The organism is Pontibacter silvestris (assembly GCF_020907275.1).
In the GTDB taxonomy this organism is placed as follows: Bacteria; Bacteroidota; Bacteroidia; order Cytophagales; family Hymenobacteraceae; genus Pontibacter; species Pontibacter silvestris.
In genome coordinates, this window is record NZ_JAJJWI010000027.1 from 1 (window position 1) to 16,003 (window position 16,003).

The following is a 16,003-nucleotide window of genomic DNA, read 5'->3' on the forward strand; positions in this document are numbered from 1 at the left end:
TAATGAAATTATTAGGATTATTTAAGGTGTGGCAAAGGCTTTTTGGTGTTTATGGAATTTAAAAGAAACATCTTTTATAAGCTTATAATTGATATTATGTGATTGAAGAATAGTTTGTGTCTTTGCGTAAAACACAGAAATAGTGTCCTAAATGTGAAATTGCATTTAAGTTATAGTGTATCCTGTTTAGGGATGGGTTGATTTTATACTTTGCTTATTTTTTAAGTATGGAAATAATCTCTATAAAAGTTTGAGTTCTTGTTTTAGTTTAAATGTTTGTTTTCTGGGTTTTAGATTTACCCTTTGCAAGGGTAATGATGAGAGGTTACAGTTGTAGCGATAATGAGAAAAGGGAAACTGTTACCTGTTTCTTTAATCAAAGAAGGAGATTTGATTTTTCTCCATGTAAGACTCACGTTGTCTGATGATGCAGCAGAGACCTTGAAAAACTGGTAGTTATCTCGCTTTAAGGCAGCTGCAGTATACCCTTGAACAGGAATTATTGTCTGTTTACAGGCACTGACAACATCCGAGAAATGCGCATTGTATCAGTATCTTGGTCACCCGTTCCCTGTTTTATGTTAAGGGTTCGAGTACAGCGCTTGCTTGCAAAATACATGAAGCCTTCTGTAATTCTGCTGTGATACATTTTTCTGTTTTTGATTATATTCATACTATTCATTAGTAAGATAGCTTGTTTATATAAATCAGTTTAAAATTTAAGTCTCTACTACAGCGCAGTTCTTTACACTTCTTGATTGATTCTTATATGAAGCTTGGTTTCTGCTAAATAACTAGAAGTAAATAAAAACAAACCGCTTAGTAATTAATGTTAACAACTAGTTTCATAGAACATTACAAGTATATACATTATAAGTTAAGAGCACATTTGAAATTTGGAGAGGTGTATGAAAAAACGAGTCAGTAGACCGAATCAATTAGTGACCAAACATTAAGGCTTAAGTAATTAATGGTAGAAGCGCTTGTTTGACACGCAATACAGAATTACTAATGAATAGCTTAAGATTAGAAAAAAGAGATGATAATAAAGTCGGTTTTACTTTGGGGAAGGACACAGGCAGTATTGTTTATGAATACAATATATGCTGATGTTGCACAACAGGAAGCTTTTCAGCAATACATATAGGCAAGGAAAGGCTTCTAGGGACACATGCTGCCACCGATACGGAACAAAACTGGCCCTGGTATAGCTCATCGGTTCTTGTTTTGATAACCATCCACAACAGCAGAAAGTTATTGTTCAGATAGTTTATAGAAATCACTCTGCTACAAAACATTTGCCTGATTACTGGAAGTGGTTTGGTGAGTGGTATGTTAATACAGGTGCCAATCTTAATGAAAGCACCTACGAAGGAGGAAGTTATCAAATGGTATCACAGTGTCACGAATTTCATGGCGGGAAAGATTTTTATATAACTGGTGAGTACCCAAATGAAAGTTACACAGATTCTTTATTCCTGTAGCACCTCGAAGGAGTTGTTTAATAAATAATGGGCAATTAGTATTAATGGTCTCTTTTTTTATCCATAATGCAGATTCTAAACGGGAGTCGATTAAGGAGAACTTTCCCTGCCATTCTAATATATTAGCGGTATTTTTGTGCCTGTACAGTAGGCGGAGCACTATAGATGCATGGCTTGGCTGTGATGTTGAATCTAAATACAAGGGGTAATCGTTGAGCATTACTTGTTGCTACAACTGTTACAGATACGACCATGTTGAATAATACCTTAGATATACTCATTGTAGGTGGTGGACCTATAGGCCTTGCCTGTGGACTGGAAGCTAAAAAGGCAGGCCTTAGTTATCTTATTGTAGAGAAAGGGTGCCTGGTAAATTCCCTTTACAACTACCCGCTGCATATGACCTTCTTTTCTACCTCTGATCGTCTGGAGATTGGTGGTTATCCTTTCCCTTCCATACACGCTAAACCCAACAGAGTAGAGGCGCTGGAATATTACCGTCGGGTAACAGATAGCGGTGAGCTTAACATTAACCTTTTCGAAGAAGTAACAGGTATGGAAACTTCTGAGGATGGGATATATAAGCTTAACACTACTAAGAGTGAATACAGGGCAAGCAATGTGGTTATTGCCACCGGCTTTTATGATATTCCGAACCTGCTGCGCATTAAAGGAGAGGAACTGCCAAAGGTAAGGCATTATTATTATGATCCACACTTCTACTACAAACAGAAGGTACTGGTGGTGGGATCAAATAATTCTTCTGCCGACGTAGCACTGGAAACGTGGCGCAAAGGGGCTGAAGTAACTATGGTGATTAGGGACATTGAACTGGGCCGCATTAAATACTGGACAAAGCCTGATTTAGCAAATCGGATAGAAGAAGGTTCTATCAAAGCCTATTTTCACTCAAGCCTGACTGAAATTCGCGAAAACGAAGTTGACATACAAACGCCTGAGGGCAAAGTAACCATCGCCAATGATTACGTGATGGCTATGACCGGTTACCAGCCTAATTTTAGTTTCCTGCAGAAAATAGGTATTAAGCTTTCCGATGATGTTAAAAGGTATCCTGCCTATAACCCTGAGACCATGGAAACAAACCTACCGCATGTATATCTGGCAGGAGTGGTTTGTGGCGGTATGGATACTCATGTTTGGTTTATAGAAAATTCCAGAGAGCATGCGGTAAAGATACTTAAGCATATTCAGGAAAACAGTAAATAGCCGTGGCTAAGGCCTTCTGAGTAGTGGTGAACAACATCCCTAAGTCTGTAATGAGGGAGTAGGAGTGAGGTCATTCAGAAGGTTGAGGAGTGCCAATGTGTCCGGTAAGTATGAATTATCCTGTAGAGTGAAAAACTGAGCCTGCTGCTTTAATGGTGTAGTTGATGTGCCGTCAAAGCAGCAGGTTCTGTTTTTTATTCCCGGAACTCTAACTGAAGGAATATGAAATACTCATGTTTTAACAACTTTTAGTTTCTGTCTTAAAAAGAAGCTCTTACGGAGAGAATGTAGTTTCTGCCTGGAGCAACAATACCCGATGAGTAAGGTCTGTAGCGTTGGGCAGTTATGTTTTCAATACCCGCACTTAACATCAGGTAATCCGTAAGCCGGTAAAGTGCTTTCAGGTTTAAGGTAGTCCAGGCGGGGCTGTAAGGGTTACCGTTTTCATCGATGGCGTACATATAATCTTTTCCTTGTTCTTCTGGAGCAAGATCAGCGTTACTGACTTCACTGTTGTAAACAGCATATAAATCTGCTTTGAACCTGTTCCTGGTGTATGTTAGATGTGTTGCCCCGAAGAAAGGGGAAGCATGACGCAACGGAGCTTTTGTGCCATCCTTCACTTCCTCTTCTCCCTTTTGGTAGTTAAAGCGGCTGGAAATACCAAAGCCCATTGGAAGCTTTGCCTCAATGCCTGCCTGAACGCCCCATACATTTGCATGAGCTGCATTCTGAATGGCCTGTATCTGGCTAATCTCACCATCATAGATGATGCTGTCTTGCCCATTCAGGGTAAAGTTTCTTCTTACCAAGGCATCATCTAAGTAAGTGTAGAAAGCAGTAACGTCTAGTTTCAGAAAGTTACCAAAAATTTTGGCTATCCCTACATCTACATTATAAGCATATTCCGGTTTCAGACCCGGATTAGGTACAACCACAGATCCGGGACCGGAATCAAACACTTTTCCTACATCGTCTACATTAGGGGAACGAAAACCAGTAGAAAGGTTGGTGCTTAGCTGTAGCGTAGGAGACGGGCTATACACTAAGCCAGCACTTCCGGTTAAGGCCCCTGCTTTTATATCAGCTGAGGTAAACGGAAAAGAATAAAAGGTATCATCAAAGGCAGCATTCAGCAGGAAGTAGTTGTATCGGGCTCCAGTTTGTACGCTTAACTTTTCACTTGCTTTATAACGATATGTCAGGAAGGCGGCATAAGAACTCCAGTCAGCACCATCCGGGTAACGGGCAGGGCCTGGCACCACTTCTCCGGTAAGGATGTCTTCATCGTTTCCTGTTGAGTTAACCTTGTTGTAGATAGCTTCTGCTCCATAAAAGAGCAGGTGCTTTTTGCTAATTGCTTTTTCTAAGTCTACGTTAGCTGATAAAGCATTTACTTTTTCAGTTCTGTTAAACCTTGTGGCAGCGCCAAAGTCTCTGTCGTGTCTGCTTTCCTTAAAAAACTGCTGTGCCAGGTTTATACTTAGCTTATCATAGGCTTTTCGTTCTGCCGTGTGTGTGACATTCAGGCTATTCATTATCCACACTTGCGGTCCATAGTACCATTCAGCTGATCTTAAATTTTCTCCTTTTTGTCTGAGCAGTCGGTCATACCTGGGGGTGTCGGATGTAGTAGAGTAGTGGAATCCATAGTTGAAACCCCAGTTATTATTTGGCTTGAAGCGAACCTTTTGCATCAGGTTAAGCTGGTTGTACCCTGTAGAAATCTGTACCAAAGGGTCGGGGTTGGGTACTGTTTCGTCATGCCCATTAATGGTTTCCACGTAGCTGGGCCTCAGGTACTCTTCAGGTCCGTTCGATCCCATTTTAAGGTTATCATAGTCGGTGTAGGTGGCGCTGGTGACAAAAGCCCATTTTTTCAGCCCTATATTAAAATCAAAGTGCCCTGTTTTCTCAGTGTTGGCTGACGACCATCTGCCGACAGCACTTCCGCTTATTTGCGCTTGCTCACCGGGAGAAAACGTAGGAGTGAGCGTATAAAAACTCATGACACCTGCTATGGCATCACTGCCGTAGATAACAGAACCCGGTCCGAAAAGCACTTCTGTTTTTTTTAAAGCAAACGGATCAAGTGAAATAACATTCTGTAGGTTGCCACTGCGGAAAATAGCTGTATTCATTCTCACGCCGTCTACCGTCAGCAGCACCCGGTTTGTCGCAAAGCCACGAATCATGGGGCTGCCTCCTCCCAACTGGCTTTTCTGAATAAACACTTCGCCGGACTGCCCTAAAAGGTCAGCAGCGGTTTGAGGGCTTTGTAGCAACACCTCTTTGGATCTGATCGTAAGAATTTTGTTTGGAACCTCCTTTTTCTCTTGTTGCCAACGGGTGGCAGAAACGACAACGGCATTTAATGAAATGTTGCTTTCTGTTAAGAACAGCTTAAACTGTTTTTCTTGAAGCTGCGCATAAGTAAAGGCTTCACTTTCGTATCCTACGAAACGAATGTAAATACTGTCAGCTTTCTGAAAAGCTGAAATCTCTGCCTGCCCCTTTGTGTCTGTTATAGTTGTTAATGGAGGATGCTGACTCTGGATTATCACCATTTGAAGCGGCAGGTGCGTTACCTGGTCTTTTATAGTTAATACCTGTGCCTGCGCAATAAAGCCAAGCACCAGCATGAATGCTAGTGGTATAATTATTTTCATGTATGCATGCTTTTGATAAGGTGAATTTTATAAAGATGAAGACAATAACGTTTCAGGAGCTCTACGAAGGTATGCCCTGTTAATAAACTAGTGCTTTATAAAGGTCAGGCTTTGGGAGGAGGAGTAGGGGGAGAGGTTGTAACGATGACTTCCTTTTCAGAGAAGTAGGTATTAGGCTGAGATGGATTTTGCAGAGGGAGGTTGAGCTTAAGTGTTATTTCTGTATAATATAGAGAGTCGAGGAACTGCTCCAACAATTTGTCATTGGCTTGTTGTGTTGGACTATTACGCATTGCCCGGTCAACCATTTGATCAAGCTGCACAAAAAGAGCTGTTTCCTGTTTGTCCCAGATACACCAATACCAGGTAATCTCTCCGCGCTTTTCCTGTTTAACAATATCATACATGTTGCCTTTATACCGGAACTCCCGTTCATGCATGCGCTTGAAGTCTTTGCCAGGGCTTACTTCCTTCGAAACAGGAATCTTCAGTAAAACAAGTTTATCTTCGTTTACTCCTGACTTAAGCTGGCGTTTTATTTCTTTACGGATATGATGTTGCCTAAACTTAAAAGAAATATAGGTACTGCTGATGGGCAGAAGGAAAACAAAAAGGAGCCATATAGAAGTAATCCTACGCATATAAGTTAGCCGGTACTAAATCTATGACCAAAGTTGTTACTGCTTTAGCTGTCTTATTCTTCTGGGGTAAAACCAGAGCGTAAAGCCAGTAACTGTTAGTGCCAATAAGCCCAGCCCTAATACATTCATCGACAAAAGCTTGATAAAGTCGCTAACGATAGAGCCATCGTGTACCTTTTCGATCCAGTCGGAATGGCGTCGTGCTACGGATAATACTTTACCTGTACTTCCATCTAACTGAACCTCCCAATAGCCTTGTCCAAAAAGAATTTTTACCATACCTTTTTCCGGCCGGGCTTCTATGCGGTCAATGGGGTTGTTACTGACATGTACTGCAGAATCCAACGCCATGTAGGCTACAGCTGCCATTTGGGCTAAAGGTATCCACTGCTTTAGATCAGTTGTTTGGCCTTTCTGTGTGGGAGGTTGCAGTAGATCAACATCTTTTTTCCAGCCAAGCAAAAATCCGGTTGCACTGCTTATAATAAGTAAAAGCATCAGGATCAGGCCCAGGTACTTGTGGAATACCCGGTAATTACGAAGGTTGGCAACTAACCTGTTTGTTTTACTTTTTGCTGCCTGAGTAGTACTCACAGAAATTAATAGAAAGTAAGTAAAGAGAGTTAAACGGCTTAAGTAAATTATTATTACGGGTAATTTATTGAAAATTTGTTATAAATACAACCTTTGGGATACTATCATAATAAACTGTTGTTTTAATAGGAAGTCCTCATCTGGCAAACAAATGCAACCCTTTATCCTGCTAAAGACTCTTCTCTGTACAAAGAAAAACCATTAGTACAGAGTAAAACTATGTTGAATTACACTTATCCGTTGTTGTTGGTGTTGCTCATGTGGCAGTGCCAAGAAGATACTATTTATGAAAGAAGTACAGTAACAGAATCTTACACCGATGGCGTTAAGTTTGGGCAGAGCATTGTGTTAGAAAAAGGAGAGCCTGTTACCGTGTATAGCAATGGTGGTGAAGCTCCCAGAAAACTACATGTTACACTGGAGCAATTATTTGACTCAAGGTGCCCGGCTAATGCTGCTTGTGTGACATACGGTAATGCAGCTGTGGTTTTGTCAGCTTCAAACAGTCAGGGGGCAAATAAAGCTATCGAGTTATGTATAGGGAAATGTGACACAGAGCCTATTCGTGATACACATACAGTTACAACCCTGGTTGGAGAAACAAGCTACAGGTTCACACTTAAAGAAGTTGTTCCGTTTCCGGGGCTTGAGAAAGATGGAGAAAAGAAAGTGGCAAAGCTTGTGGTGGAGAAAATGTAAAAGGTACAGGGGCTTAAAAGCGAAAGCCTTGCCAACTCCTGGTAAGGCTTTCGCTTTTAAGGTTTATAAAAGATTGTATTTCTTGGACTTATGCTAATTTAGAGACGACGTTGGCATAGGTGCTGCTTTCTCTTTTACACTGATGTAATCTACGCCTTTAGCCTTAACTAACTTATTAAGCGCTGGCACATCCTGCTGCTGCACTTGTTTGAAAAGGCTTAGTTGTTCATCAATTTTGGCAGTTAACTCTTTCTTAAACTCATACGCCTGGTCGGTAGGCAGGAAGTCTCCTGTACTTACCTGACTTACCAGGTTTGCCAGTTTGTTGTTGAGGCGGATAGGGAAATTAAGGGGATCCTGATTACTGCGATTTTTCGTCTGATAAAGTGCCTCCTCAATCGAGGTGATTTTTTTGTTAATCGCATTGGCCTCGTCTACAATATCTTGGTTATTCCCCTGGCCTTTCAGATTAACTTTTAAGGTGTTTAGTTGCGCACGCATAGTGCGGATTTCTTTAATCGCATCATGCGTTTCTGTTAGCTTGTCGCGCACTTCCATAAGGAATGCAAACTGTGCCTGCAGGTCTTCCTGTGTAGCCTTTGTGCGGGGATCTTTCACAATAACAAAGTCTGTCTCCTTGCTTTCGTTATGGACCGTCAGCTTTGCCTTATAGGTGCCCGGTACAGCTTTAGGTGCCAGCACTCCACGTGCGCCCCATAGAATCATGCCATCAAAGCGGCTGGCATCAGGGTAGTACATGTCCCACACAAATCGGTTCAGGCCCTCTTTTACCTCTAGCTTATCTTTTTTTTCTTTGGCATTGCTGGCAAAGCTACGGATTAGTTTGCCTTGCTGATCCATTATATCGAGTGTAACCGCAGTGGTCGTATCCGGTTTTTGTGGCAGGTAGTAATGTATCATTACACCTCCCGGATGGTTTTCACCAGCTGTTTTAGAGGCTTCTCTGCTGCCACCATTCATTTTATAACTGTCCAGTGGCTTGTACAAATGAAACTTACTGTTTGCCACCGTTGCATTTAACTGGTGCAGGGGAGTGATGTCATCAATAAGCCAGAAACCACGACCTTGCGTAGCGGCAATCAGGTTGTCATTCTTGATGGTGAGATCTGTGATAGGTACCATAGGCAGGTTCATCTGAAATGGCTGCCAGCTTTGACCATCATTAAATGAAACATACATGCCATACTCTGTACCAGCATATAGTAGGCCTGGGCGTTTCTGGTCGGCACGTACAACACGGGTGAAATGTGTATCAGCAATCCCGTCCGTTATTTTTGTCCAGGTTTTGCCATAGTCAGTGGTTTTGTACAGGTAAGGTCTGAAATCTCCGGATTTGTACATGGTAGCGGCTACGTATGCTCCTCCTTTGACGGTTGGGTGCGGATCGATACTGTTCACCATAATCCATTCAGGCATATTTTTAGGTGTTATATTGGTCCAGGTCTTGCCACCGTCGCGTGTTAAATGAATTAAACCGTCGTCGGAGCCTGTCCAGATAATACCAGGCTCTACGGCAGACTCATTAATGGCGAAGATAGTGCCATAGTACTCCACGCTCGTGTTGTCTTGCGTAATGGGGCCTCCGGAAGAGCCTAACTTGGTAGAATCGTTGCGTGTTAAATCCGGGCTGATCGTTTCCCAGCTTTGCCCTTCGTTGGTGCTTACATGCACATGGTTAGAAGTAGTGTAAAGTTTTTTAGGATCGTTTGGCGAGAATAGAATAGGAAAGTTCCACTGGAACCTGTATTTCATGGCTTCGGCACCGGCTCCCATAGGGTTGTCGGGCCACACATTAATGACACGCTCCTGACCATTACTGTGGTCAACACGAGACAGGAATCCACCATAATTACCACCATACACAATATCAGGGTTCGTAGGGTCTACTGCCAAATGCGCACTCTCGGAACCTGCCGTTTCTTCCCAGTCTTCTTCAGTAATACTGTAGCCGCCGGAGCGGTGCGAGATACGAACGGTAGAGTTATCCTGTTGGGCACCGTAGATGCGGTACGGGAAATGATTATCCGTAACGACACGGTAGAACTGAGCTGTTGGCTGGTTCATCATGGAGCTCCAGTTCATGCCTCCATCTGTGCTAACCTGCGCGCCACCGTCATCAGCAATAACCATTCGCGACGGGTCTTCGGGGGCAATCCACAGGTCATGGTGGTCTCCGTGAGGCGCGTTTGCACTTTCAAACGTGCGTCCACCGTCTTTACTGCGGTGGTAGGATACGTTCATGACATAAACCACATCCTCATCTTTCGGATCGGCAGTAATTCTGGTGTAGTACCAGGCACGCTGACGCAGGTTGCGATCATCATTTACTTTTTCCCAGGTAAGGCCGCTGTCATCAGAGCGGAACATGCCGCCCTCTTCGGCCTCTATCATGGCATATACGCGCTCTGAGTTTGCCGGAGAAACAGCTACTCCAATAATGCCAAGCGTTCCCTTAGGTAAGCCTTCATTCCGGGATATTTCTTTCCAGGTTTCACCGGCATCCGTGCTTTTCCAAAGGCCGGAACCAGGTCCACCGGAAGAAAAGCTATAAGGTGTACGGCGCACATTCCAGGTACTGGCATATAACACGCGTTCGTTTGACGGGTTAATGTCAAGGTCTACAGCGCCGGCATCTTTGTTCGTAAATAAGGTGCGTTTCCAGGTCTTGCCACCGTCGGTGCTCTTATAAACGCCTCGTTCTTCGCTGGACTTGTACAAATCACCCATGGCGGCTATATACACAATATACGGGTTTTGCGGGTGAATTCGGATGCGGCCAATGTGCCTTGTATTTTTTAAACCAACATGCTGCCAGGTTTTGCCGGCATCCACTGATTTCCAGACTCCAAAGCCTGAAGAAACATTGCCTCTTACCGTTTGTTCGCCTTCCCCCACATAAATAACATTAGGGTCTGATTCGCTAACGGCTATTGCCCCAATGGAGCCTCCAAAGAAACCATCAGATATATTTTCCCAGGTAGAGCCCCCATCAGTTGTTCGCCATACGCCTCCACCTGTTGCTCCAAAATAGTATAAGTTGGGTTTGCCCGATACACCCGCTACAGAACCTGCGCGGCCACCGCGGTATGGGCCAATAGAGCGCCATGCCAGGCCATTGTAAAGTTCAGGTGCAAAGGTGGTGCTAGCCGCTTTGTTCTTCTTTGATTTTTGCTGCTGTGCCTCGCTCGGGTGCACAGCAACAAGTAGCGCTAGCGCAGGAGCTATAAGGTATTTTGATTTCCATTTTGCGCGTAATGCTGTTATCATAAGGTGATTCTTAATGGTTAAAAATTGGAAATTTGTTATTGTAAAGACATTATGCAAAGCCTTTTTGATAAACAATAAATTAGATATTTTCAAATTACTATTGATTAATTAATTTTTTGTTAGTAAATATGAGTAAACTTTAACAATAATAAAATTTATAGAGGAATTATATGCTTTCAATTCTAAATAGTTTGGAAGTGTTGCTTAAGTTGATTCTGAATATAGTATTTATAAAACATTCCTCTATTTAATAGCGCGGGTATCTCTTTATAAATAATAGTTTGCTTGACCTTATTGAGGAGAGCTTTTCTTGATCAATAGGTTAATTCAATAACCATCTCAGGTAAAAGGAATAGCTAAATGCCACTTAACTTATGTTATGGGCTGTACTAGTTTACCTTTATAGTACTGATTAATGATTCTGTTACGCAATTAATCTTAATGTTTTATGAAAAAAAGCTTTACTCTATCTGATTGGCGCAACATCGTATCTGTTGGAACTGCGCTGTTGTGTATGCTCTTGTTTATGCCTGCTTCGCTGCTTGCGCAAAATAAAAAAGTCTCGTCAGCCAAGCTTGAGACGATGAAGAAGGAGCTATCATCTGAAATTGACAAGCAACAGAAGCTGACACAGGAGATGGTAGATATGATTTTCAGCTTCGGAGAGCTTGGCTTTCAGGAAGAGGAAACATCACGTTATCTCACCGATATTCTGGAAAAGAATGGCTTTACCATAGAGAAAGGTATAGCCGGCATACCGACTGCCTGGACAGCTAAATGGGGTTCCGGTAAACCTGTCATTGCCATAGGTAGTGATATTGACGGCATTCCAAAAGCCTCACAGAAACCAGGCGTAGCCTATCATGACCCAATAGTGGAGGGTGCCCCAGGGCATGGAGAAGGCCATAATGCCGGACAGGCTTTAAATGTAACAGCGATGCTGGCGCTAAAAAAGATTATGGAACGTGAAGGCCTGTCTGGTACACTGGTTCTTTGGCCTGGGGTAGCAGAAGAGTTAGTTGCCACGAAGGCATATTTTATTCGTGATGGATATTTTAAAGATATAGATGCCTGCATCTTTACACATGTGGGCAACAACCTGGGTGTGTCTTATGGCGATGCCGGTAATAATGGTTTAGTGTCTGTTGAGTTTAGCTTTGACGGGCAGGCAGCACACGGAGCTGGGGCACCATGGCGCGGTAAGAGTTCGCTGGATGCTGTGGAACTGATGAATGTCGGCTGGAATTACCATCGGGAGCACCTGGAGCCGACGCAGCGTTCCCATTACGTGGTGACCGATGGCGGGGATCAGCCTAATGTAGTGCCATCTAAAGCTTCTGTCTGGTACTATTTCAGAGAGCGTACTTACCCCAAGATTACGGCTATGTATGATGATGCCGTAAAAATTGCAGAGGGAGCTGCCATGATGACTGGTACTACTATGTCTTATAGGGTTTTAGGTAGTGCATGGCCTGGGCATTTTAACAAACCTATTGCCGAAGCGATGTATGAAAACATGAAAAAGGTGGGCTTGCCTAAGTGGAGCGAAGAAGACCAGACATTAGCCCGTGCTGTGCAGAAAGAGGTGAATGCCCCTAAAACAGACAGAGATGGGGAGCCGATAGACGGCTTGGCTACAGAACTGGATTCTCTTGGCTTGCCGGTGAAGTTTTCGATGGGAGGTGGTTCTGATGATATTGCTGACATTGCCTGGAATGTGCCAACAGTTGTGTTACGGTTTCCTTCTAACATACCTGGTTTACCTGGCCACCATTGGGCCAATGCCATTTCTATGGCTACGCCAATTGCACATAAAGGCGTGACGGCTGGTGCCAAAGCGGAGGCTATGACTATACTGGACATGCTGATTAAGCCCGAAATTGTAAAAAATGCCTGGGCATATCATTCTAATGTACAGACAAAAGACACCAAATATACGCCACTGATTTCAGAAACTGATAAGCCTGCCATTCACCTGAATAAAGAGATTATGACAACGTATCGTCCTGAAATGAAAAAGTATTACTACGATCCTTCCAAGTACAAAACTTATCTGGAACAGCTGGGAATCGAGTACCCTACACTACAACCAACGGGTAAAGCCCAAGGCTCCACAGAATAAACCATAACCCTTTTGAATGCAGGTACGCTTGGCTCCAGAGTTGCAAGATTTGCTTGCGTCTAGATAATCATCCTTACCAGGATGAGGTAGCTTGTCTTCAGGAGGCCCCGAATTATCTTCTAACAGATTAATAGTTTGCTTATGAATCGAAGATTACTGCAAAATTCCTCGCTGTTTGTTAGTCGTAAAGCATTAGGCAAAGCTTTACCTGTCCTGTTAATACACATGTGTAGCGTTTCTGCTTTTGCCTTTTCACCGACAAGCTCACCGCTTGATGATTCTATTCGGGTTACCCTCACAGAGGGGACGAACATGGCCATAGACCTCTCGCCAGACAAGAAAACAATTGTAATGGATTTACAGGGGACTATCTGGGCAATGCCTGTGGGTGGGGGAGACGCAAAGGCGCTGACAGATGCTTTGGGAGACAGTCGGCAGCCTGCCTGGTCACCGGATGGCAGCCGTGTTGCTTTCCATTCGTACCGTGATGGAAATTACCATATATGGACAGTAAACAAAAACGGGACTGGCCTAGAGCAAATTACTACTGGAATTTATGACGACCGGGAGCCGCACTGGTCGCCGGATGGCAAAAGTCTTGTGTTTTCATCTGACCGTGGTGGAAACTATGATGTGTGGCAGATTGAGCTGGCCTCGGGCAATCTGAAACAACTTACTGATAATCCTGCCAATGACTACTATCCTGCCTTTGCTGCCGATGGAAAGCAGATAGCCTTTGTGTCAGAGCGTACAGAAGCACCGGGTATATATGCTCTTTCATTGGAAGGAAAGGAGCAGTTACTTATTCCAAGCGAGTCTAAATTGGCAGCTCCTTCCTGGCATCCTAACAATTCACAGGTACTGTACAATGCCCTCTCACAGCATGGCCAAAGCCGACTGGAAGCTGCTATGTTAGGAGATGGCGGAGGGCAAACTATATCTGATGCATCCGAAGATGTTTTTCCTTTTCGGGTAAGCTGGATATCTCCGATAGAGTTCCTTTACACGGCTGATGGTAAAATCAAGCGGCGTAAGTTGGGTAAGAAAAGCACCCAGACTGTTCCCTTCAAAGCAGTTGTTGCGCTGTACAGACCTGCCTATCCGCGTAAAGCTTACACTTTCGATAATGTAGCACCACAGCCAGTGCAGGGTATCAGAGGAGCTTCTGTTGCTCCAGATGGGAAGCGTATTGTTTTTTCTGCATTAAGCGATTTGTGGGTTTTGGAGAAAGGAAAACGGAAACCTGTTGCGCTTACGCATGATGCATATGTGGAGGTTGATCCTGCCTGGTCACCGGATGGCACGAAACTGGCATACGTGTCAGACCGGAACGGGAGCATGGATTTGTGGATTCGGGACCTTGAAACAGGGGATGAGCGCCTGTTAACAGACTTGCCAAATGATTTGAACTTTCCTTCCTGGTCGCCGGACGGGGCACGCATTGCCTTTTACGAGGGAGACTTGCGCAATGCCTGGGGGAGGGGAACCTTAAATGCAGTAGAGGTGGGCTCCGGTAAAGTAGTTAAGCTGCATGAGTCGATGTTTGTGCCAGGGCAGCCGAGTTGGTCTGCCGACGGAAAAACCATTGCTATTTCTGCTTTGGAGGTTTATTCTTCAAGGTATAGAGAAGGCATAAGTAAGTTTCTTCTAGTTTCGCTTGACGGGCAGCCGGATAGGTATGTGTCTCCAGTGCCGGAGCGTTCGCTTGGTACAAGAGGTAAAAATGGGCCTGTGTGGTCACCGGACGGCAGCATGATGGCTTATACTTTAGACGGTGTGCTGTGGGTAGTGCCGGTAGATAAACTTGGAACTATAACAGGGCCACCTAAACGGCTGACAAACGAGTTGGCAGAAGTACCTGGCTGGGCTGCAGATTCTAAGAGCATTGTGTTTCTGGCTACGGATGCTCTGAAACAGGTTTACCTGGCTGACGGGCATATAGAGTCCATTCCTATGGATTTTACCTGGCAGTATAAGCAACCAACAGGCCGTAAAGTAATTCACGCAGGTAAGCTTTTTGATGGGCGCGCTTCAACTTACCAGACTAATGTAGATATTATTGTGGAAGGCAACCGTATTAAGGAAATTCTGCCGCACCAGGCTGGGCGACAAGGAACTTTAATAGATGCTTCTGATAAAACAGTTATTCCCGGCTTGTTCGAAATGCACACGCACCAGAGCGAAATGGCCGGAGAAAAGCTGGGGCGTCTGTGGTTGTCTTACGGTATTACTTCTCTGCGCGAAACAGGTGCCGATCCTTATGATGCAATAGAGCGGAAAGAGTCATGGAACAGCGGTGCCCGCAAAGGCCCTCGCGAATTTTTTACAGGTGGCCTGACTGATGGCAGCCGCATTTACTATGGCCTTGCTACCAGCATTAACTCCGGTGCACAACTAGAACTGGAACTGGAGCGAACAAAGCGCCTGGGCTACGACCTTATTAAGACCTACGTGCGTATGCCAGACCTGATGCAGGAACGTATTACAGCTTATGCCCACTCCATCGGTATACCTGTTTCTTCCCATGAAATTTATCCTGCCACACGTTATGGCGTAGATGCCGTGGAGCATATTGGCGGCACCAGCCGCCGGGGGTATTCACCTAAAATCACGTCTACAAATCATACTTATCAGGATGTGACTGAACTGCTGGCAAAGTCTGGCATGAATATAACCCCAACAGCTTCTTTGCAAGGAGGCTTTTATGTAATGGCAGGGAAAGACCCGAACTTCTTTGAGAACAGGCAGTTTAAAGCTTTTTACTCAGAAGCCTATGCTAAAGAGCTTAAAGAGGGTGCCACACAGGTAACTAAGATGTTCCCGGGCTATATTTCTAACTTCGGTAATATTCAGCAAACTGTAAAAGCCTTGTTAGTGGCAGGTGCCAGGGTAACCACAGGTACCGACAGCCCTTTTATACCTTACGGCATGGGTTTGCACACGGAGTTACAAAGCTGGGTAGACGGTGGCGTTTCTCCTTATGAGGCCTTACGCTCAGCCACACTTTGGGCCGCCGAAGCTGTAGGGGTGAGCAAAGACCTGGGCTCTATTGAACCGGGTAAACTGGCGGATCTGGTAATTGTAAACGGTGATCCCCTGGCCCATATCCAAGATGCCTGGAATGTGGAAACAGTGTTGAAAAACGGCGAAGTTCACCAGATAGAGGATTTGCTTAAAAGGCCTTCTGGTAATTAAGCCTCTTGATTAGAAATCGTGTAGAACCTTTGTGTTTACTTAACACGATTTATTTTTATATCAGAATATAAGAACATACTTTTC

The 16,003-nt window shown here is 44.1% G+C and carries 9 protein-coding genes; 5 read left to right on the forward strand and 4 right to left on the reverse strand.

The window, feature by feature from the left end:
- Nucleotides 1–1,214 precede the first annotated feature (1,214 nt).
- Complete coding sequence (locus tag LN995_RS18550) at nucleotides 1,215–1,484, forward strand: ThuA domain-containing protein (RefSeq protein ID WP_317206978.1); 270 nt, start codon at nucleotides 1,215–1,217, stop codon at nucleotides 1,482–1,484.
- Nucleotides 1,485–1,736: 252 nt separating this feature from the next.
- A complete protein-coding gene (locus LN995_RS18555; RefSeq protein WP_229962585.1) occupies nucleotides 1,737–2,711 on the forward strand; it encodes a YpdA family putative bacillithiol disulfide reductase in 975 nt (324 codons plus the stop codon).
- A gap of 260 nt (nucleotides 2,712–2,971) precedes the next feature.
- Here the strand turns inward: LN995_RS18555 and LN995_RS18560 are convergent, their stop codons facing one another.
- From LN995_RS18560 to LN995_RS18570, 3 genes are all read right to left on the reverse strand, one after another.
- Nucleotides 2,972–5,380, reverse strand: coding sequence for a TonB-dependent receptor plug domain-containing protein (locus tag LN995_RS18560; protein WP_229962586.1), 2,409 nt, complete (start codon nucleotides 5,378–5,380; stop codon nucleotides 2,972–2,974).
- A gap of 104 nt (nucleotides 5,381–5,484) precedes the next feature.
- Entirely contained in the window at nucleotides 5,485–6,021 is a 537-nt protein-coding gene (locus LN995_RS18565; RefSeq protein ID WP_229962587.1) for a hypothetical protein, read from the reverse strand.
- A gap of 36 nt (nucleotides 6,022–6,057) precedes the next feature.
- Nucleotides 6,058–6,615 carry a PepSY domain-containing protein gene (locus LN995_RS18570; RefSeq protein WP_229962588.1) on the reverse strand — a complete coding sequence of 186 codons (558 nt, stop codon included), beginning with the start codon at nucleotides 6,613–6,615 and terminating at the stop codon, nucleotides 6,058–6,060.
- Nucleotides 6,616–6,834: 219 nt separating this feature from the next.
- Here LN995_RS18570 and LN995_RS18575 point away from each other — a divergent pair, with 219 nt between their 5' ends.
- A complete protein-coding gene (locus LN995_RS18575; protein ID WP_229962589.1) occupies nucleotides 6,835–7,314 on the forward strand; it encodes a hypothetical protein in 480 nt (159 codons plus the stop codon).
- A 93-nt stretch (nucleotides 7,315–7,407) separates the two neighbouring features.
- Here the strand turns inward: LN995_RS18575 and LN995_RS18580 are convergent, their stop codons facing one another.
- Nucleotides 7,408–10,602 (reverse strand): VPS10 domain-containing protein, encoded by a 3,195-nt coding sequence (locus LN995_RS18580; RefSeq protein WP_229962590.1) that lies wholly within the window; start codon nucleotides 10,600–10,602, stop codon nucleotides 7,408–7,410.
- Nucleotides 10,603–11,116: 514 nt separating this feature from the next.
- On the opposite strand from LN995_RS18580, the gene LN995_RS18585 reads away from it, so the two are divergent.
- Nucleotides 11,117–12,724, forward strand: a complete 1,608-nt coding sequence (locus LN995_RS18585; RefSeq protein WP_229962609.1) for an amidohydrolase — start codon at nucleotides 11,117–11,119, stop codon at nucleotides 12,722–12,724.
- A gap of 141 nt (nucleotides 12,725–12,865) precedes the next feature.
- Nucleotides 12,866–15,919 carry an amidohydrolase family protein gene (locus tag LN995_RS18590; protein WP_229962591.1) on the forward strand — a complete coding sequence of 1,018 codons (3,054 nt, stop codon included), beginning with the start codon at nucleotides 12,866–12,868 and terminating at the stop codon, nucleotides 15,917–15,919.
- Nucleotides 15,920–16,003 lie beyond the last annotated feature (84 nt).